Origin of the sequence: Trueperella sp. HMSC08H06 (assembly GCF_001808465.1) — a bacterium.
Lineage (GTDB): Bacteria > Actinomycetota > Actinomycetes > Actinomycetales > Actinomycetaceae > Trueperella > Trueperella bernardiae.
The window spans coordinates 23,927-43,643 of the sequence record NZ_KV793341.1 but is presented as its reverse complement, the minus strand read 5'-3'; the positions used below and the strand labels follow the sequence as shown (position 1 = coordinate 43,643).

Annotated in this window: 18 protein-coding genes, 1 tRNA gene and 1 pseudogene; 5 read left to right on the top strand and 15 right to left on the bottom strand. The window is 66.2% G+C overall.

The annotated features are described in order from the left end of the window. Position 1: 1 nt before the first annotated feature. The 3 genes from HMPREF3174_RS00825 to HMPREF3174_RS00815 form a co-directional block, all read right to left on the bottom strand. On the bottom strand, positions 2-730 hold the full coding sequence (locus HMPREF3174_RS00825; RefSeq protein WP_062612593.1) for a glutamine amidotransferase-related protein: 729 nt from the start codon (positions 728-730) through the stop codon (positions 2-4). A 30-nt stretch (positions 731-760) separates the two neighbouring features. Beyond that, a complete protein-coding gene (gene aroE, locus HMPREF3174_RS00820) occupies positions 761-1,603 on the bottom strand; it encodes a shikimate dehydrogenase (RefSeq protein ID WP_070447399.1) in 843 nt (280 codons plus the stop codon). A gap of 57 nt (positions 1,604-1,660) precedes the next feature. Further along, positions 1,661-1,745, bottom strand: a tRNA-Leu gene (locus tag HMPREF3174_RS00815). Positions 1,746-1,887: 142 nt separating this feature from the next. On the opposite strand from HMPREF3174_RS00815, the pseudogene HMPREF3174_RS00810 reads away from it, so the two are divergent. After that, positions 1,888-2,319: pseudogene (locus HMPREF3174_RS00810) on the top strand (hypothetical protein); the annotation flags it as partial. Between the two features lie 219 nt (positions 2,320-2,538). Here HMPREF3174_RS00810 and HMPREF3174_RS00805 read toward each other — a convergent pair. From HMPREF3174_RS00805 to HMPREF3174_RS00780, 6 genes are all read right to left on the bottom strand, one after another. Then, complete coding sequence (locus HMPREF3174_RS00805; RefSeq protein ID WP_070447396.1) at positions 2,539-3,072, bottom strand: GNAT family N-acetyltransferase; 534 nt, start codon at positions 3,070-3,072, stop codon at positions 2,539-2,541. A 197-nt stretch (positions 3,073-3,269) separates the two neighbouring features. Continuing rightward, entirely contained in the window at positions 3,270-3,728 is a 459-nt protein-coding gene (locus HMPREF3174_RS00800; RefSeq protein ID WP_062612600.1) for a hypothetical protein, read from the bottom strand. Positions 3,729-3,756: 28 nt separating this feature from the next. Next, entirely contained in the window at positions 3,757-4,938 is a 1,182-nt protein-coding gene (locus HMPREF3174_RS00795; RefSeq protein WP_070447393.1) for an MFS transporter, read from the bottom strand. Between the two features lie 72 nt (positions 4,939-5,010). Then, complete coding sequence (dnaE, locus tag HMPREF3174_RS00790) at positions 5,011-8,361, bottom strand: DNA polymerase III subunit alpha (RefSeq protein WP_062612602.1); 3,351 nt, start codon at positions 8,359-8,361, stop codon at positions 5,011-5,013. After that, a complete protein-coding gene (locus tag HMPREF3174_RS00785; protein ID WP_070447390.1) occupies positions 8,358-9,899 on the bottom strand; it encodes a DNA polymerase Y family protein in 1,542 nt (513 codons plus the stop codon). Before HMPREF3174_RS00785 ends, dnaE begins: the two co-directional genes overlap by 4 nt. Then, positions 9,896-10,591, bottom strand: a complete 696-nt coding sequence (locus HMPREF3174_RS00780; protein ID WP_070447388.1) for a hypothetical protein — start codon at positions 10,589-10,591, stop codon at positions 9,896-9,898. The genes HMPREF3174_RS00785 and HMPREF3174_RS00780 overlap by 4 nt, the downstream gene beginning before the upstream one ends. A gap of 138 nt (positions 10,592-10,729) precedes the next feature. Between HMPREF3174_RS00780 and HMPREF3174_RS00775 the strand changes: the two genes are divergently transcribed. Both HMPREF3174_RS00775 and HMPREF3174_RS00770 read left to right on the top strand, forming a co-directional pair. After that, a complete protein-coding gene (locus tag HMPREF3174_RS00775) occupies positions 10,730-11,260 on the top strand; it encodes a YbhB/YbcL family Raf kinase inhibitor-like protein (protein WP_062612606.1) in 531 nt (176 codons plus the stop codon). A gap of 36 nt (positions 11,261-11,296) precedes the next feature. Then, complete coding sequence (locus HMPREF3174_RS00770) at positions 11,297-11,767, top strand: tRNA (cytidine(34)-2'-O)-methyltransferase (RefSeq protein WP_062612608.1); 471 nt, start codon at positions 11,297-11,299, stop codon at positions 11,765-11,767. On the opposite strand, the gene HMPREF3174_RS09445 is transcribed toward HMPREF3174_RS00770, so the two are convergent. Further along, positions 11,748-13,268, bottom strand: coding sequence for a hypothetical protein (locus HMPREF3174_RS09445; RefSeq protein ID WP_070447385.1), 1,521 nt, complete (start codon positions 13,266-13,268; stop codon positions 11,748-11,750). The two genes, HMPREF3174_RS00770 and HMPREF3174_RS09445, sit on opposite strands and share 20 nt — an antisense overlap. A 172-nt stretch (positions 13,269-13,440) precedes the next feature. Between HMPREF3174_RS09445 and HMPREF3174_RS09330 the strand changes: the two genes are divergently transcribed. Next, the gene (locus tag HMPREF3174_RS09330) at positions 13,441-13,731 is read left to right on the top strand and encodes a helix-turn-helix transcriptional regulator (protein WP_062612613.1); all 291 of its coding nucleotides are present in this window, start codon (positions 13,441-13,443) and stop codon (positions 13,729-13,731) included. Here the strand turns inward: HMPREF3174_RS09330 and HMPREF3174_RS00755 are convergent. From HMPREF3174_RS00755 to glgA, 5 genes are all read right to left on the bottom strand, one after another. Further along, a complete protein-coding gene (locus HMPREF3174_RS00755; RefSeq protein WP_070447382.1) occupies positions 13,728-14,534 on the bottom strand; it encodes a TrmH family RNA methyltransferase in 807 nt (268 codons plus the stop codon). The two genes, HMPREF3174_RS09330 and HMPREF3174_RS00755, sit on opposite strands and share 4 nt — an antisense overlap. Before the next feature lie 72 nt (positions 14,535-14,606). Then, a complete protein-coding gene (locus HMPREF3174_RS00750) occupies positions 14,607-15,713 on the bottom strand; it encodes an SPFH domain-containing protein (RefSeq protein WP_070447379.1) in 1,107 nt (368 codons plus the stop codon). Between the two features lie 17 nt (positions 15,714-15,730). Further along, positions 15,731-16,165 carry an NfeD family protein gene (locus HMPREF3174_RS00745; RefSeq protein ID WP_062612621.1) on the bottom strand — a complete coding sequence of 145 codons (435 nt, stop codon included), beginning with the start codon at positions 16,163-16,165 and terminating at the stop codon, positions 15,731-15,733. Positions 16,166-16,224: 59 nt separating this feature from the next. Then, a complete protein-coding gene (locus tag HMPREF3174_RS00740; RefSeq protein WP_068539246.1) occupies positions 16,225-17,013 on the bottom strand; it encodes an ABC transporter ATP-binding protein in 789 nt (262 codons plus the stop codon). A gap of 73 nt (positions 17,014-17,086) precedes the next feature. Next, positions 17,087-18,295, bottom strand: coding sequence for a glycogen synthase (glgA, locus tag HMPREF3174_RS00735; protein WP_062612627.1), 1,209 nt, complete (start codon positions 18,293-18,295; stop codon positions 17,087-17,089). 107 nt (positions 18,296-18,402) lie between these two features. Here glgA and glgC point away from each other — a divergent pair, with 107 nt between their 5' ends. Continuing rightward, positions 18,403-19,650, top strand: coding sequence for a glucose-1-phosphate adenylyltransferase (gene glgC, locus HMPREF3174_RS00730; protein WP_062612629.1), 1,248 nt, complete (start codon positions 18,403-18,405; stop codon positions 19,648-19,650). Positions 19,651-19,717: the final 67 nt, after the last annotated feature.

Genomic DNA, 19,717 nt, shown 5'->3' with positions numbered 1-19,717 from the left:
GTCAACTCCTGTACCTGTCCACAAACGCGCCAATGAGCACCGCGCACGCCGCATAGTCATGGCTGGTGGTCTGGGCCCGCACCCGCTCCACCTGCTCGGCGGCAAAGTACACGTCCCCGTAGTAATCGAGGCGCAGCCCCACGCCATCCGCGTCGATCTCGGGGTGGAACTGCACGCCATACACGTTGTCCCCGTATCGGATCGCCTGCACCGGGCACAGCTCCGAGGAGGCCAACACCGTGGTGTTCGCAGGCACCACGCCGATCGCGTCGTCATGCCCCACAATCGCCGGGAACGAATCGGGCAGCTGGGAGAAGATCGGGTCGGCGCGGCCGTCGTCGTTGAGATGAATGGAGACAGTGGACAGCTCCTCGCCGTACTCAGCGCTGAGCGTGCCGCCGAGCGAGAGCGCTACCGCCTGGTGACCGTAGCACAGGCCGAGGAAGGGCAGGTCCTTGGCGAGCACCTGCTTCACCACGTCGAACAGGACCTCCTCGGTGGCGATCTGATCGGGCGTCTTAGCCTCGTCTACCACGCCGAAACCGTACTGCGAACCCGACACGATGATCCCCGCATAGTCCTCCGGGTCGATCTGCGGGCGCTCGGCAAGGGGAAGGTAGACGATCTCGGCGTCGGACAGGCGCCCGTCGCGTTTGACGACGGCGAACTCGTCGCGGCGGATGTCGGCCGCGAAGGCTGGGCGCGCCGCAAGGAAGGCAAACGGTTTCATAGGGACAGCGTAGCGAAGGTGTGGCGCAGTTTAGGAAGTTACGGCCCGGTAGGCCACCTCCATCGGCATGTCGATCCCCAGCCAGATCTTCTCCGCGATCGCCGCTTGGCCCAGCAGCATCCGCAGGCCTTCCACCGTTTTCGCGTCGGCCTCGCGAGCCTCGGCGATGAGGCGGGTGATGCGCGGGTGGTAGACGACGTCGGCCACCGTGTGGCGCGGCGTGATCCATCTCGCATCCACAAGCGTGTCGTCCGCAAGGCGATCCATGCCCACCGAGGTGGCATTGATGATGATGTCCGCCTCGGCGCACGCCGCCTCCAGGCCGCCACCCTCGAACGTCTGCAGCGACAGAGCGCAACCCGTGCGCTCGGAGAGCTGCGAAAGGGTGGCGCCAATCGACTCGAGCTCGGGCTTGGCACGGTTGAACACGCTCACCGCCGCCGCCCCATCGAGCGCCGCCTGGGTCCAGATCGACGACGCCGCTCCCCCGGTCCCCAGCAGCAGGATCCGGCTACCGGTCACGGGTGTGCCCTCCGCCTCGATCTCGCTCAGCAGCCCTGCGCCGTCGGTATTATCCCCGTGCGCGCGGCCACCTCGGAACGTGATCGTGTTAACCGCGTTCATCTCCCGGGCCACTTCGCTCACCGAATCCAGGTGCTCGATCACGTCCGCCTTGAACGGCATCGTGACGTTCGCCCCCGCATAGCCCAACGCGCGCATGGACGCGACCGCCACCCCGGCGTCGTCCACCTCGTGCGCCACGTAAACCGCGTTAATGCCGAGGTGGGCGAAGACCGCGTTGTGCAACTCCGGCGACTTCGAATGACGAGCCGGGTTGCCAATAATTGCGAAAACCTGGGTGCGAGCGTCCATGGCTCTACCATGCCACACGGGCACGAAAAAGGCCGGTATCTCTACCGGCCTCATCTGTGCGCGGAGGGGGACTTGAACCCCCACCCACTATACGTGGACTAGCACCTCAAGCTAGCGCGTCTGCCTATTCCGCCACCCGCGCAGGTGTGCGTTTGCAACAGGTAAGAATCTATCACCGAAGGTCACCTGCGCAAAATCTGCCGCTCACAATTCTTATGTGATCTGAGCCAAGTTGAGCGACAGGGTAAATTGGAGCCATGAATTACGTACCTGATCCGAATCGCCCCGAAGACCTCGTCCGCCAGTTCCACGAAACCTACGGCCTGCCCATCGTCACGGGCACCCCGAACGCCGACCGCGACCGGGTCCACATGCGCATGAGCCTCGTGGCCGAAGAGTTCTCCGAACTCGTGGGAGCCATCTACGGCGCGAAGGCCCGGGCCCTCATTGAGGAGGCCTACGACGCCGCCCGCGCCGCCGACGACCACACGCGCGACACCGTCCAAACTGCCGACGCGCTCGCCGACCTCACCTACGTCATTTACGGCATGGCCCTCGAACTCGGCATCCCGCTCGGCGACGTGCTGCGCGAGGTGCAGGCCTCTAACATGTCCAAACTCGGCGCCGACGGCAAGCCCATCTACCGCGAGGACGGCAAGGTGTTGAAGGGACCCGGCTTCTTCGACCCCGACATCGCGGGAGCGCTCGGGCTGTAGCGGCGCCCGGGCAAGGCGCGGGTCCTGCTCGAAAGCCGGGCGACGGCGTCGTGCGGGAGTCGAACGACGCTGACGCCTAAGTCCACGCACCGCTGCACTGCTTGCCACAAGGTTCCTTCATAGTCGACGCACTGCACAGCGTCATCAACTATGATTCCCTGATATTCCTCCTGCTGCTCAGCAGCCACGAGATCTTGGCAAGTGGGATCCCTGCGTCGGTTACGCCTCTTCGATCAAAGCGAGTGGAGCACCACTGGGAACGGGATCGCTGCGCAACCGACCGTATGTGCAAACGTCGATCCGTTCGCCGTCGACGAGGAACTTCGCACGCTCCGTTCCCTCTCGAACGAATCCAGCAGCCCTCGCAATATGCCCGGAAGCCGGATTGTTCACTCGGTGTCCCAGTTCCAGACGCTCAAGACCGCGCGCGTTCAGCGCCCACTGCGCAACAGCTACCGCAGCGCGGCTTGTCCAACCACGGCCACGCGCAGACTTCGTCATCCAGTACCAGAACCAGCCGCTGAGATTGGTCTCGTCAACGGTGACACACACGAGTCCAACCAGCACGTCACGTTCAGCGATTGCCCACGCCTCGTGCGGTGAATCCGCCGCGATGAGCCGATCGATGTAGCGCTCAGCGCCCTCCAGTGACGCAACATCCCCCTGCCTAGCCATGTCAGGGGACGCTGTGAATGCTTCAAACACCGCGGGCGCATCCGTAGCACGGAGTCGACGCACCACCACGTTGGTCATCAAGACCTCCCCCGCTCGGCGCGCATCCGGTCAATGAACGCCACAATCGTTTTGGGCATCCTATCAGTTGCTCCCCACTCAAACAGCAGCGTCACCAAACCCGATTCCAGCCCCGGTACCGATCGGCGTCAAAACTCACGGGCCGATCTCCCCGTGACCCGCGGTGCAGATCGTCAGCAGCGGGAGGTGTCGTGAACCTAGCGGGCGTCGTCGATGACCTCGGCGTCCTCGATGTCGTCTTCGAGCGTGAGGGCGAGGATCTTGGCCGAGAGAGAATCGAGGCGTTCCTCGAGGTGGCGCATGTTACCCCGGCGCACCTTGCCCTTCATCGAGGACACGACCGGCAGGGAGTTCTCCAACCCGTCCAGCTCGCGCCGCCACGCCGTGGCCTGCTCCGCCACGGAGGCGTTGTTCGCCGTGCCGTAAAGGTAGGTCGTCTGCTGGCGGAGCACCTCGATGCGGGTCTGCAACCGCGGCGCTCCCCGCTTCACCTTTGACACCCCCGCCAGCGCGCCGAGGCGGCCCTTGAGGCTATCGAAGAAGTCCGGGTTGTCATCCATGAGCTTGCGGATCTGCGGGCCGTACTTGCGAACAACCTCGAAGACCACCGGCCCCGCCGTCGTCGCGATCTTCAAAAGCATCTTCATTTTGCCCATGCCTGGCCCCTTTCGTCTGCCTCACATTCTAGCGTGAGGCAGGCTCCGCGTTCGAGCTCAGCAAGGCAAACAGTGCCACGACGCCGAGGCAAGCGAACGCCAATCCCAGCGCGGCCGGCCAGCGGCCCAAGTCCCACGCCAGGCCGAACAAGATTCCACCTAGCGAGGAACCGCCGTAGTAGTGCGTGAGGTATAGGCCCGATCCGATCCCCGGTTTCGGGTGCAGGCTCGTGGCGCGCCCGGACTGGATCGAGTGCATCGCGAAGAAGCCTCCGCATATGATGAACAGGCCCGGCCACAGAGTGTAGACCGTGGGCTGGATGAGCAGCGCGATCCCCAGCGCCATGGTGGCCGTGCCCGCGATCATCGCCCCGCGGGCACCAACGCGCGCGTTGAGGCGGCCCGCCCGTGCTGAGGTCACCGTTCCGGCGAGGTAGCCGAGGAAGAGGAGCGATGTGACCGACGTGCCCATACTCAGCGGCGGTTCGGAGACCCGGTAGACCACCACGTTGTACAGGCCGACGAACGTGCCCATGCCGACGAACGCGAACAGGTAGGCCAGCAGCCGCTGGCGCTTTCGCCACGGACTCTCCGGGCGCGAGGGCGGCAACTCCCCCGCCGCGCGTCCCTTCGTTGCTGGAAGGAGGAGATGGGCTAGCCCGCCCATCACGGCGGAGACGAGCGAGACAGCGGCCAGGCCGATGCGCCAGTTGTCCGTCACCTCGTTGACGAATCCGGACAGGAGGCGGCCTGCCATCCCACCCACGGTGGTGCCGGCAATGTAGAGACCGGAGACCTGGGCAACCGATGACAGCTCAACGTGGCGGCCCACCCAGGCGAGTGCCGCGGTGAAAGGCGCGCCGAGCGCGATCCCCTGCGCCACGCGCAGCGCCACAATCACGCCCCACGCGTGAGTGAGCGGGATGGCGAGCGAGACGAGCACGGCACCCGCCAGACCCCCGATGATGAGGCGCCGCTCGGACACGCGCGCTAAGACCGCTCCCCAGAACAGCACGGATATAGCCAGGCCGAACGTGGCGGCCGAGAGCAGCAGGGCCGACTGCGAGGCTCCTACCCCGAACTCGTCGCCAATCACGCGCAGCAGCGGCTGGGGCGCATACGTCAGGGCATACGCCCCGATCCCAATGCAGAACAGCGCGCCGAGCGCGCGCCCGTAGTCGGGTGTTCCGCGGCGAACAAGTTGACCCATGCCTCGGACTATACGTCAATCGCATTCATGCTTTTCTCCTTTTCTCTCTGCCGACGCTCACCCGCGTTCGCGTTAGCGGAAGTCCCGCGACGGGAGCGGGACCGCCAGCTCGAGGCGTTCGACCCCGTCGGCAACGAAGTTCATCACGTCATCCGCCCGCTCCACCACGCCGCGGATAATCAGGCCTTGGGAGGTGCGTAGCACCTTGCGGTGCTTCTCCCATAGCCCCACCGAGCACACCACGTTGAGCAAGCCCGACTCGTCCTCCAGGGAGAGGAAGGTGATGCCGGAGGCCGTGTGCGGGCGCTGGCGGTGGGTGACAATCCCCGCCACGCGGATCCGCTCCCCCGGCTCGTAGCGGGATAGGTCCGCGATACGCACCACCCCACGTTCGGTCAGCGATGGGCGCAGGAAGTCCATGGGGTGAGTGCCCACTGAGATACCCGTGGATCGCAGTTCGGCCATATTCTCCTCCACCGGGCTCATGCGGGGCAGGCGCGGCGGCGTGGCGCCCACGTGCAGCCCGGGCAGGCTGGGCTGGAAGGAATCGCCGAGCCTCTTGCCCGTGTAGGCCAGGGCCCCGGCCGCCCAGATTCCCTCCCGGCGTGTCATCCCCAGGCTGGTCAGCGCGCCGGCCGCCGCGAGCTTCTCCAGCTCCGGCGTGGTGAGCTTGGCCCGGCGGGCCAGGTCCGCCACCGAATCAAACGGGCGCTGCGCGCGGGCGGCGAGGATGCGTTCAGTGGCCCTCAAACCCTTGATGTTCGATAGGCCTAGCCGCAGGCCCCGGCGCGGATCAACGCTCACCAACGGGTGGGCTCTCACCTTCCGCTCCGGGGTGACCTCCACGCACGAGTGCTCTTCTGAAAAGCACACGTCCACCGGCAAGACGAGCACGCCGTGCCGCCGCGCGTCGGCCACCAGGGTCTGCGGCGAGTAGAAGCCCATGGGCTGGGCCGCGAGGATGCCCGCGTAGAAGTTTTCGGGGTGGTGAACCTTGAGCCAGGCGCTCGCGTAGACAAGGTAGGCGAAGGAAAAGGAGTGCGACTCGGGAAAGCCGAACTCGGCGAAGGCCTCCAGCTTGGTGTAGATCTCCTCGCGCACCCGCGGGCCGATCCCGCGCTCATCCATCCCGGCCATGAGATCCCCGCGCAGATCCCGCATCCGGTCATGACTGCGCTTGGCTCCCATCGCCTTGCGCAGCTGGTCGGCCTGTGCCGGGGTGAAGCCGGCCGCGTCGATCGCGATCTGCATGAGCTGCTCCTGGAAGAGGGGCACGCCGAGCGTCTTTTCCAGCGCGCCCTTGAGGAGCGGGTGTGCGTAGGTGACCGGTTCGCGCCCGCGGCGGCGGTTGATGTAGGGGTTGACCGAGCCGCCCTGGATCGGGCCGGGCCGAATGAGGGCTACCTCGATCACGATGTCGTAGAACGTGCGCGGTTGGATGCGCGGGAGGGTGGCCATCTGCGCCCGTGACTCCACCTGGAACACCCCGATCGTGTCCGCCGCACACAGCAAGTCATAGACCCGCCCGTCCTCCTGGTCGATGTTGTGCAAGCCCAGCGGCTGACCATCCGCAGCCCGCACGCCGCGCTCGGTGAGCTCGGTGAAGGAGATGCGTAGGGCGCTGAGCATCCCCAGCCCGAGCAGGTCGAACTTCACCAGCCCCGCCTCGGCGCAGTCATCCTTATCCCACTGCAGGACGCTCCGGCCCTCCATGCGCGCCCAGCCCACCGGGCACACCTCGATCACCGGCCTATCGCACAGCACCATCCCGCCCGAGTGGATGCCGAGATGGCGAGGCAGGCGCTGGAGCCGACCAGCGATCTGCACCACCCGTTCCGGCACCTCGGATTCGATCCCCCAGCGCAGCGCGAACCGCGCCCCGGCCTCCGACGTGATCTCTTCTCCCTCCACCTGTGAGCCCGGCGCGCGCTCTTCTGCCTCCGGCGCGCGCTCTTTTACCTCCGGCTCCGATCCCGGCCGCCGCTTCGGGCTCCCGGCCAGCTCCGGCGCCCGCGAGCGGGCATCGGACGCCCGGCGCTCGACCGACTTCGCCCACGCGTCCGCCTGCCCCGCGTCATACCCCAGGGCGCGCGCCGCGTCGCGAATAGCCGAACGTGGCCGATAGGTGATGACGTTGGCCACCTGAGCTGCGTGCCTGCGTCCGTAGCGGGCATAGACGTGCTGGATGACCTCCTCGCGCCGACCGGCCTCAATATCCAGGTCAATATCCGGCGGCCCAGAGCGCCCGGGCGAGAGGAAGCGTTCGAAGAGCATGCGGTGGCGCACGGCGTCCACCGCCGTGATCCCGAGCGCGAAGCAGACCGCCGAGTTCGCCGCCGAGCCGCGCCCCTGGCACCAGATCTCCTGCTCGTGGCAGAAAGAGACGATCTCGTGGACGATGAGGAAGTATCCGGGGAAGTGCAGCTGCTCGATCACCCCCAGTTCGTGGTCGATCTGCCGCCAGGCACGCGGGTGGGCCTGCCGGCTCCCGTACCGGCTAAGCGCCGCCTGCTCCGTGAGGTGGCGCAGCCAGGTGGCTTCGGTGTGACCCGGTGGGGTGGGGAACGGCGGTAGGTCCGGTGCCACGAGGGTGAGGTCAAAGGAGCACTCCTCCCCAATCTCCGCGGCCGCCGCGATAGCACCGGGATGTTCGGCGTGCAGGGCAAGCATCTGTTCGCCCGACTTGAGGTAGGCAGGCCAGGCCGGCAGCCAGCTCCGGTACTCCTCGAGTGGCCGGTTCGCACGCGTGGAGGCCAGCACGTCAGCGAGCACCGCGTCCGACGCACGGGCGGCGTGGACGTTGCCCGTGGCCACCACCCGCAGCCCCGCCTCCTTGGCCAGGGAAACAAGGAGCCGATTGCGTTCGCGATCGTAGGGCTGGTTATTGTGCGTGATCTCCACCGCCACGGACTCCGCGCCGAAGAGCGCGGTGAGGGTGGAAAGGTACCCGCGGGCGGCATCCACCGCCCACACCCCCGGCTCCCGCTCAAGCGCTCGGCGTACCCCACCCTTGCGGCATCCGGTGAGAATCTGCCAGTCCGTCGCCCCCGCCGCGAGCGATTCGAGGGTGTGAGCGGCGTGGCCCTTCTCCCCCGAGGCCAGCATCGCCTCGCCGATCGTGCGCGACAGGGCGTGATAGCCCTCCGCGCCGCGCGCCAGGACGATGAGGTGATCCCCGTCCGGATCTTTCTGCCCCGGCCGGGGCCGGCCACCCACCGTGATCTCGGAGCCGATCACCGTGGGCAGGCCGTGCCGCCGCGCCGCGCTCGCCAGCTGCACGACGCCGGGCAGCCCGTCGTGGTCCGTGAGCGCCAGGGCGCTCAGCTCGAGTTCCACCGCCCGCTCGACCAGATCGGCCGGCATCGAGGCCCCGTCGAGGAAACTGTAGGCCGAGTGCGCGTGAAGTTCGGCGTAGGGAATCATTCGTACACCCCCGCCAGCCACCACTGCCCACCCTCCCGATAGGCGAGGTAGCCGCGCCCGCGTAAATCGGCGAACTCCATCCACGCCTTGCGCTGCTCCGAGGCCGGCACCCACCACCCCGTGGCCTGCAACCACGGCCCAGCCGCCGTGACGAGCCGCTCCGGCGCCCCGCCTGCCACCAGCGCTGCGGGGCGTGGATGGGCGCACCCGTGAGCGCAGGAGAAAGTCCCCAACGCGGTGAGCGCGCAGTCGTGCCCGCGCGCGTCAAGCACCGCGATCTTCTCCGGCGCTGCCTTGACGAAGCTGGGCCAGGGTTCAGGGAGACGGCCCGGCCACGGATCGGCCCGCAGGGTATCGGAGGGCGCCTGCTCCCACAGCCGCATCTGATGCGCCTCCAGGGGGTGGCGCCCACCCACGTGCTCCGGAGCCACCACGGAATCCTCCCCCAGTAGGCTCTGAATGCGGCTCACCGCCCGCGCGGCCGCATCCGCACTGGCACGATCCGAACCCCACAGCGCGCCCTGGGCACGGCCCGCGGGCAGAATCGCGCTGGCGGCGATCGAAATGCGGGAAATCCCGTGCTGCTCCTCGGACATCCAGGCGCTCAGCTGCCAGCGCACGCGGTCAGAGATGTCCTTAGCGCTGGCCGCGTCGAGCGACCAGGCACGTCGGCGTTCCACGCTACTGCGGGTGCAGATCGTCAGCTCGCGGGCGATCACGCCCCGGAGGGTGAGGGCCTCGGCCAGCTCCTCCCCCATCTGACGTGCCAGGAAGGCCGCCTGGTCGAGGTTGGCCAACGGCGGATCCGCCTCCCGTTCCACCACCAGCTCCTGCACGCCGTAGCTTGCCCCGTCCCGCTCCGGCTCTCCCCCGTCAATCAACGACAGGACCCGCCCGGCCACCTCGAAACGGGTGAGCAGGGCAGCCCGGTCCAGCCGGCGAAGATCCCCGATGGTAAGCACTCCTAGGTTCTCCATCGCGCCGACGAAGGCGCGCATCTGCTCCCGCGATCGCGCCGTGGCCGCCCCGTGAAGGATCGCCCCGACCGGGTGGGCGTCGAGGAACGGGGGCGCGTGGCGGACGTGGGCATCCGTCCGCGCGGCCAGGATGGAGGTGAGTAACCCGTCCCCGAATCCGACGTGGGCTTCTAGACCGGTGTGAAGCGCGATGTCCCCCACCAGGTTCTCCGACAGCGCCCGCACGCTACCAGCCGCTCCCACCGGCCCACGCGCGAGGAAGGTGATGAGGCCGGGTTCGAGCACGCTGAGGTAGGCGATGTGCTCCTCGCACACCCGCACAACCCGCTCGAAACTAGCTACCTCCAGATCCGGATCTTGCCGGATGAGATGCAACCCGGAGGCGACCGACTGCGCCTGGCGCCGCTTCATCCCCTCACGCACGCCCTCCGCGTACGCCACCCCGTTGACGGCGACCACGCGGTTGGCGTAGATCGCCACCGGTTCTTCCAGCAGCGCGCGGCCGGCCATGATGACACTGGCCACCGGCCAGTCCGGAACCCAGACACTGCCCCGCATCATGAGGCCCGGCCTCCCACCGCTCTTAGGCCGCCCTCATAGCGCGCCGGCTCCCAGCCGTCCCGCTCGTAGCGCACGGAGGCACTCCCCCAGCGCGTGGCGATCTCATAGTCAACGCCGCTGATGTGGCCCTCCTCCAGACCCCGCACCCCGACCAGCCGGCAGCGCATACCCACGGAGGCCTGCGGCCAGTTCATCGCCAGCAACAGCGCGCCCTTGGACATCGCACGCCGATGGAGCACGCGGCGCTCGCGGGCGTCAAGCGACACGTCCCCCAGCACCACCGCGTCAAAGCCGTCGATCGCGGCGCTGACCACACGGGCCCCCTGCGCCTCGATCCGCGGAACGGCAACGACCCGGCCCATATCCAGGCCCAGCCGTTCCGCGCATGCCCACCCCACGTCCGGAGCGCCGAGGAAGGCGATCCAGGCCTCCTGCCCCGAGAGGAGAGCGGCCAGGAAGGTCAGAAGGAAGGGCGAGCCTTCCACGCTGACTACCCCGCGCCGGATGAGGCCGTGCGGCAGGGCGGCTACGAGGTGGGATGGAACGGAAAAGGTATCGGAGGCCACCTCCCCGCTCAGCGTTCCTCCCGCCTGCACCTCCTGCGCCTGCACCTCCTGCGCGCGCACGACGCGCAGGCCCGCGCGCATCTCTGCCGCAGCCAGCGCTTTGCGCGCGGTTGCAAGCTTATCCATCAGCCACCCCCTTCGAACACATGTTCGATACCCATCTTAGGAGCGGCCTCCGACAAAAACTAGCCGCCGGGAAGTCCCAAGCCGCACGCACGGGCCAGAACCTGCCCACCTGTGACCTACTTCGCATATGATGGGGCCATGAACCTCGAACGACCCCTCGCGCCAGATCCCTACGAGCTTCTTCCCGCAGTCCCCTCGTTCACGCTGACAAGCCCCACGCTCACCGATGGCGGCGTCATGCCAGAATTCCACCTCGGCTTCGCGGACAACGTCTCGCCCGCCCTCGAGTGGTCCGGCTTCCCGCCAGAGACCCAAGGTTTCGCCGTCACCTGCTTTGACCCCGACGCGCCCACGCCCTCGGGTTATTGGCACTGGATCGTGCTCGACCTCGCGGACATCACCTGCCTGGAGGAGGGCGCCGGCCAGCATGACCTGACGCTCCCCGGCGCGGCGAGCCACATCCGCAACGATGCAGGCGAGTTCGCCTACTACGGGGCCGCTCCCCCGCCGGGCGACGTGCACCCGCACCGTTACATCTTCGTGGTCCATGCCCTCGATGTGCCTTCGCTCGAGCTTGACCCGGAGGACACGACGCCGGCTGCCGCGGCCTTCCACACCGTCTTCCATACGCTGGCGCGCGCTCGCCTCACGGTGACCTACCAGCGTTAGGTTCGACCAGTTGAACACCCGCGCTACACTGGGCGGGTGCTCAACTTCGTTTTCCATGAACCTAAGATCCCCGGCAACACCGGCAACGCCATTCGGCTGGCCGCCTGCACGGGCGCGCGATTGCACCTTATTGAGCCGCTCGCCTTCACCTTCGACGACGCGCACCTAAAGCGCGCCGGGCTCGACTACCATGACCTGGCCGACCTCGTCATCCACAAGTCATGGGAGGACGCCAAGGCCTACTTCGGGCCCGACCGGCGGATCTTCGCCTTCACCGGCCACACGTCCAACAACTTCGCTGACGAATCCTACCGCGACGACGACGTGCTCCTGTTCGGCACGGAGCCGACCGGGCTGCCAGAATTGGTGCTTGATGATCCGCGGGTCACCAAGTGGCTCCGAATTCCAATGCTACCCGGCCGGCGCTCCCTCAACCTGGCCAACGCCGCCTCGATCGCGGTGTACGAGGCCTGGCGTCAGCTAGGATTTACCTCCGCTTCGATGTAGAGCGCGCCCCCGCAACGAGCGTCACTCCCAGGCCGGCCAGCCCCACAGCCATCGCCGCGAAGGGCAGCGAGAAGGCGCCGGTGTTGGCCAGAACGGCCGGCGGGGTGCTCGGCTTCGGCTCGGGCGCCGGTACCGGAGTCGGTTCTGGCTTCGGCTGCGGAGCGGGAGTCGGTGTCGGCTCAGGTGTCGGCTCCGGCGTGGGCTCCGGCATGGGCTCGGGTGTCGGCTCCGGCATGGGCTCGGGTGTCGGCTCGGGTGTCGGCTCCGGTTCCGGTTCGGGCTCAACGAACACCGTCTCATCGGGCTCGAAGAACGGCATGGCTACGTTATCCTGCGGCAGGCCGGCGAAGTCGCCGTCGTCGCGGAAATGGCCGTCCACCACCACGGTGTACCAGCCGGGGCTGGGCTCGTGGTCGAAGACCACCTCGTACGTGCCGGGCTCGATGACGCTCAAGCTCACGGTTTCCGCAGCCTCCACGCCGTCCGGCACGACCTCTTGCTCTTCGAGCTGCTCCTCGAACGGCCCGTAGAGGCGCGCGGTGAGGTCAAAGGTGGCGGGGATGCGCTCGACCTTGGGCCACTCATCGGCGCTCACGGTCACAAGATCGCGGATTGCGCCCGAGTCCTTGATGGCCGCCTTGGTCGAGATGCTCACCTTCGTCTGGCTCGGCGCGTTGCGCAGCACCGCGTTTTGCTCGATCGCGCCGCGTTCGCCGCGCATATGCAGGTCCTGGGCCACGGAGTGGTGGCCAGTGGCGAACGAGTGGCCGGGGATCTTCGAGTAGGTGACCTTGAGCGTTACCTCACCGAAGGCCGGCGCCGTGACCGCGAAGCTCTGCTGCTCGGCGCCCGTGGTGCCCGTGAGCACGGCCTCTCCCGTCGATTCCCACGTGGCGCCCGAAAGCTCAGCGCTAAACGGCACGCCCACGAGCGGCACGCCAGCCTGGCCGATCACCGTAAAGCCGCTCAACTTGCCGTCGGCGAAGGTCAACTCTCCGGCCTTGTGCGGCCCGGCAATCTTTGCCGCTATCTCCAGTAGCTTGCGTGCCTGATCCTGCCACGCCTTCTTCGACGTCGAGGCGATCCCGCGCGAATCGGCGGTCAGCTCGTGGACGGCGAGAGTGAAGGCCTCGGGCGCGATCCCCGCCACGGCCTCGGTGCCCCATAGGTCGAACATCGCGGCGACCTTGCCGGTGTCGGAGGCACTGATCGAGGTTTTCCACCCCACCTCAGTGCCCTGCTGCGTGTAGGGCTCCCCGGCGCGGGTGAGGCTTCGGGATTCGAAGTCGGCCTTCTCCATGCCGGGCTGGTAGCTGAAGTTCAGCTGGGTGTCACCGGTGCAGATGGCGATCGGCACGTGCGGGCTCGACAGCGCTCCCCACCGGCTCGGTTCGGTTGCCACGCGCGTCCAGCTCTGCTCGCCTGCGACGGCGAACGGAACGAAAGCGAAAAGTGCGGCTGCGAGGATAAAAATAAATGATCGACGAATGATGGTGTCCATGTTTCTCCCTTCGACGAGACCATCATGTCGAGAATCGCAAGACGCCGTTTTTGCAAAGTGCCCAAATGTGGATAGAGCGTGCACGAACGGAATTGTGCATAACTTTTTTGAAGAAAACCCACGCCGGGTATACCCCGCTGACCTGCGCCGGGTAAACACGGACCATGTTCGCGTGACCGAGTATTCCCCCGCCGAACGCGCCTTTGCCTCCACCTTCGCCAAGACTCTCATCGAGCGCCGCAGGCGCATGGGGCTCACCCAGGAGCAGGTGGCGCTCGCGGCGGATATCAACCGCAATCACTACCAGCTCATGGAGCACGCCCGCGCCGACCGGCGCACGAACAGCCCGGCCAACCCGCGCATGAGTACGCTCATCAAACTCGCCAAGGTCTTCGACTGCTCCGTACCCGACCTCCTCGAGGCCGCCCTCGCCGATTACCAGGCAGTCGAGGATCGCAGCTAGGGCCGTAGCGCCCAGGCCGCCAACGCGCTCGTGGCCGCCACGTTAAGCGAGTCCACCCCGCCGGCCATAGGGATCGTCACCACGTAGTCACTCTTCGCCAGCGTCGCATGCGCGAGCCCGTCACCCTCCGCGCCGAAGATCATCGCCACCTTCTCCGCGGCCATATCCGCTGCGAACTGATCGAGCGTCACCGCGTTATCCGACAGCGCCAACGACGCTGTTACCCACCCCGCGTCGGCAAGCGCGGCGATCGCGTGAGGCCAGCCCTCGATCCGGGTCCACGGCACCTGGAAGACCGTGCCCATCGACACCTTGACCGAGCGCCGGTAGAGCGGATCGGCGCAGTGGTCGGTGACCAGCACGGCGTCGACCCCGAGCGCGGCCGCCGAACGGAAGATCGCACCCACGTTCGTATGGTTGACCAGGTCCTCCAAGATAAAAATCCGCCGGGCGTCCGGGCACTGCGCGAGGAACTCCCCCAGCCCCTGCAGCGCGGGCCGGTTCATCGAGGCGATCGCGCCGCGGTGTACCTGGAAGCCCGTGAGCTCGGTCAGCAGATCCTCGGGCACGATGAACTGCGGCACGTCGCCCGGGAAGAAATTGGCCAGGGACTCGATCCACCTTTCGGTCATGACAGCGGCGCGCGGCGTATGGCCTGCGGCCACGGCGCGCCGGATAACCTTGTCCCCCTCCGCCAGGTACAGACCGCGCTCGGTCTCCAGCTTCTTGCGCAACGCCACGTCCGTGAGGCGAAAGAAGTCATCGAGGCGCGGATCGGTCAGGTCATCAACGTAAGTGAGCACGGATCATACTTTGCCACACCGCCCGGGTACACAAAAGGTGGCCACCTCTCGGCGGCCACCTTTCGCTGTTGCTTACTCGCCTCTCTGCTCCGGCATATCCGGGTGCTGGCCGAGCTCGGCGCGCGGATCGAACGGCTTACCCGAGTGGGTGCCGGATTCCTCCGCCTCCGACGACGCCCGGGTCGCCTCGCCGCGGGCGCTCGCCAGCGCCTCATCCACGTCCTGCAGGCTCGTGGAGGCAAGCGAATCGGCGATGTCCTCGTCCAGGCCCTCGAAGTTCACGGTGACCGGCTCGTCCCCGCCACGGCCGGTGAAGCCCTTGGTGACGGCGTCGAGAGCGGCGGTGAGTTCGGTGGGGACGATCCACAGCTTCGAGGACTGCGAATCGGCGATCTGCGGCAGGATCTTCAGGTACTCGTAGGACAGCAGCTTTGGATCGGCGTTGCCGCGGTGGATGGCGTCGAACACTTGGAGGATCGCACGGGATTCACCCTGGGCCTCGAGGATTGCCGACTGGGCCGCGCCCTCGGCACGCAGGATGGCCGACTGCTTCTCACCCTCAGCGGTGAGGATCGCAGACTGCTTGACGCCCTCGGCCGTGAGGATCGCGGCGCGGCGGTCGCGCTCGGCCTTCATCTGCTGCTCCATGGCCGACTGGACGGTGGCCGGCGGGTCGATCGCCTTCAGCTCCACGCGCGAGACGCGGATGCCCCAACGGCCGGTGGCCTCGTCGAGAACGCCGCGTAGCTGGCCGTTGATCTGGTCGCGGCCCGTGAGCGCCTGCTCCATGTCCATCGAACCGATGATGTTTCGCAGCGTGGTCACGGCCAGCTGCTCGATGGCCGACATCGGGTCGGCGATCTCGTAGGTGGCGGCCTCCGGCTGCGTGACCTGGTAGTAGATGACCGTGTCAATGTTGACCACGATGTTGTCCGACGTAATCACGGGCTGCGGCGGGAACGGCACAACCTGTTCACGCATGTCGATACGCTGGCGGACCGAATCAAGGAACGGGATGAGGAAGTGAAGGCCGGGCCGGAGGGACTTGTTGTACTTTCCAAGACGCTCGATGATGACCGTGAAACCTTGGTGGACCTGAATGACGGACTTCGCAATGCCGACGACGACAAGCAGCGCCAGAATCGCGAGGAATGCGAGCAGAATCGTGTTTTCTGACATGATTCCTACTTTCTTTTCTAGGACTCGTTGCGGACAGGTGTAACGACCACGCGGGCGCCCTCCACGGACTGGATGACAACGGCCGAGCCCTCATCGATCGGTTCGCCGGCGCACTTCGCGCTCCAAACTTCACCGCCGATCTTGACGCGTCCGGCGTTAGCGGTGATATCCGACAGGGCCTGACCGGTCCTACCCGCGAGGGCGTAAACGTTGGATTCGCCGCGCGAGGAATCGTTGACGTGCCTGCGCGCCCACGGGCGCACGAAGGCGATACCGAGCGTAGAGATGATGCCAAAGACGACGATCTGTAACGCAAGGGCCGACGGCGACGCGAGGGAGACGAAAAGCGCCGCGAGCGTTCCGGCCGAAAACATCATGAACAGGAAATCAACGGTGATCGTTTCAACGATGAGCAAAGCTACCGTGATAATCGCCCAAATACCCCAGGCCATGGATAACCTCCTTGGTCAACTCCAGTATACGTGCAAGGCTGACGCTCGCGCCCGTCGAGCTACGACTGCCGCGCCCGTGCGGTGTAACGGCCGGCGTCAAGTGAGAGATCGACGTCGACACCGAACACGGACGACAGGGTCTTCGAGGTCATGACCTCCTCGAGCTCTCCAGCGGCGGCCACCTGCCCGTCCTTGAGCAGGAGGCCGTGGGTGAAGCCCTGCGGGATGTCCTCCACGTGGTGGGTGACGAGCACGATGACCGGCGCGTAGATGCCGCCCGCCAGCTGGGACAGCGAGGTGAGCAGCTGCTCGCGCCCGCCAAGGTCGAGGCCGGAGGCAGGCTCATCCAGGACCAGCACCTCCGGGTCAGGCATGAGAGCGCGGGCGATGCCCACGCGCTTGCGCTCCCCCGAGGACAGGGTGCCCCACCGCTGATCGGCAAGCCCCGCAACACCGAGGGCATCGAGCAGGCCGAGCGCCCGCTCGTCATCGAGCTCCTCGTAGGACTCGCGCCACGTGCCCACCATGCCATAGGCCGCGCTGCGCACGACGTTGAGCACGGTTTCGGCGTCGTTGATGCGCTGGTCGAGCGCCGAGGATGCAAGTCCCACGAGCGGGTAGAGTTCGGAGACGTCGGTGTGCCCCAGCTGTTCGCCGATGATCGTCACCTTGCCCGACGTCGGGTGCATCCGCCCGGAAATGAGGCGGATGAGCGTGGTCTTGCCCGCGCCGTTCGGGCCGAGCACTACCCAGCGCTCGCCTTCGTTGACCGACCAATCAATGCCATCGATGATGTGGCGCCCGCCGCGGCGGACAACCACGTTGCTTACCTGAAGTACGTCTCCCATATCAACCAGCCTAGTTTACGGAAGGGCCGGCGCGCTCGTCGCACGCCGACCCTCCTCGCGATTGGTCCGACTCTTAGCGGCCGAGGATGTCGTCGTAGAAGGCCATGGTCTTCACCGCAATGGATTCCCACGAGAAGTGGTCTTCCACGCGCTTACGCCCGGCCTTACCCATCTCCTTGGCGCGCTCCGGATCAGCGACCATGTCCGCCAGCGCCTGGCCCAGGTCCTTTTCGAACTTGTCCGGATAAAGCGGCGTGCCCGTGCCGTCCTGCTTCTGCTCGATCGGGACGAGAGTGCCCGTCACGCCGTGATCGATGCAGTCCGGGATGCCACCGGTGGCCGTGCCAACCACCGGCAGGCCCACCGCCATCGCCTCCAAGTTGACGATGCCGAGCGGCTCGTAAACGGAGGGGGTGACAAAGGTGGTCGAGCACGATTCGAGGGCCACGATCTTGTCATGCGGTAGGTGCTCGTCGATCCAGACCACGCCGGCGCGCGTCTTTTGCAGCTCCTCCACGAGCGCCCGGGTCTCTTCCAGGATCTCCGGGGTATCCGGGGCGCCGGCGCACAGGATCACCTGCACCTCCTCCGGCACGTAGCGCAGGGCGCGCAACAGGCCCGGCACGCCCTTCTGGCGCGTGATGCGGCCGACGAAGATGATCGTGGGCTGATCAGGATCCAGGCCGTAGGAGCGGAAGTACTCGCGGGCCTTGTCCCACTCCTCCTGCGTCTGCGGGGCCTTCCAGTCATCGAGGTCAATGCCGTTGTGGATCACCCGCACCTTGTCCGGATCCACGTTCGGGTAGGCGCGCAGGATGTCGTCACGCATGCCGTTGGAGACGGCCACGATGCCGTCAGCCGCCTCGTAGGCGGTCTTCTCGATCCAGGACGAGACCTCGTAGCCGCCACCGAGCTGCTCACGCTTCCAGGGGCGCAGCGGTTCGAGGGAGTGGGCTGAGATGACGTGCGGGATACCGTACATGAGCTTGGACAGGTGGCCGGCCATGTTGGCATACCACGTATGGGAGTGGACGAGGTCCGCCTCCCCCGTCTTGTCGGCGATCAGAAGATCCACTCCCAGCGTCTTGAGCGTGCCGTTCGCGTCGGCCAGCTCAACCACATTGGTGTACCCGTGGACGCCCTCCTCCTCGCGCGGGCCATCGAAAGCGTGGACGTGAACCTCTGCGTGTGCGCGAAGAACCTTCGCCAATTCGGTGACGTGTACGCCCGCTCCGCCATACACGTGAGGCGGGTATTCGCGAGTGAGCAGATCGACTCTCATCGGGTTTCCTTTCCTAAAGATGAACGCCTCTTTAAGCCTATCGTCAAAGCTTGGGCAATTCGTTAGAACGGACAAATTCGTCGGCCCAACCGGATATGGTTAGGAATATGAGATCAAATCCACGTGTACTTGCCATTGTCCTTGCGGGAGGCGAAGGAAAGCGCCTCATGCCGCTTACGCAGGATCGCGCTAAGCCGGCGGTCCCTTTCGGCGGCACGTACCGCCTCATCGATTTTTCGCTGTCCAACATCGTCAACTCGGGCTACCTGAAGATCGTGGTGTTGACGCAGTACAAGTCGCACTCGCTTGACCGCCACATTTCCAAGACGTGGCGCATGTCGAGCCTGCTGGGCAACTACGTCTCCCCGGTCCCGGCTCAGCAGCGCGTGTCGAAGGAGTGGTTCTCCGGCTCGGCGGACGCGATCTTCCAGTCGCTCAATATCCTCGACGACGAGCGGCCCGATTACGTCCTTATCACGGGCGCGGACAACATCTACCGCATGGACTTCTCCCAGATGGTCCGCCAGCATATCGACACGGGCGTGGGGATGACGATTTCCGGTATTCGCCAGCCGATTGAGATGTCCACGTCTTTCGGCGTGATCGATACCGATCCGAACAACTCGAAGATGGTCCGCCAGTTCCTTGAGAAGCCCGCTCAGGTGGACGGCCTGCCGGATTCCCCGAACGAGATCCTCGCATCGATGGGTAACTACGTCGTCACCGCTGACGCGCTTTACCAGGTGTTGCACGAGGACGCGGACAACCTCGAGTCCAAGCACGACATGGGCGGCGACATCGTGCCGAAGTTCGTGGAGAACGGCGACTGCGGCGTCTACGACTTCACGTTCAACGACGTGCCCGGCTCCACCGAACGCGATCGCAACTACTGGCGCGACGTCGGCACGATCGACATGTTCCACGAAGCGAACATGGACCTCATCTCGGTCAACCCGATCTTCAACCTGTACAACGACAAGTGGCCGCTCTACACCGGCTACACCGGCCTTCCGCCGGCCAAGTTCGTCTACGGTCACCGCGAACGCCTAGGCCACGCGCTCGATTCGATCATCGCCCCCGGCGTCATCATCTCCGGCGGCGAGGTCCTCGGCTCGGTGCTTTCCCCGCATGTGCGTGTGAATTCGTGGTCTTCGGTACGCGATTCGGTGCTGTTCGACGGCGTCAACGTTGGCCGCAACGCCACCGTGGTCGGCGCAATCCTGGACAAGTATGTCCAGGTGGACGAGGGCGCCCAGGTGGGTATCGATCACGAACACGACCGGGCTCGTGGCTTCCACATTTCCGACGGCGGAATCGTGGTGGTCCCGAAGGGCATGCGCGTCACGATGCACTAAGCACATCGGCAGAAAGTGGGGGTAGCCTCGGGCGCCCCCACTTCGCTGTTAGTGACATGGCGAGACG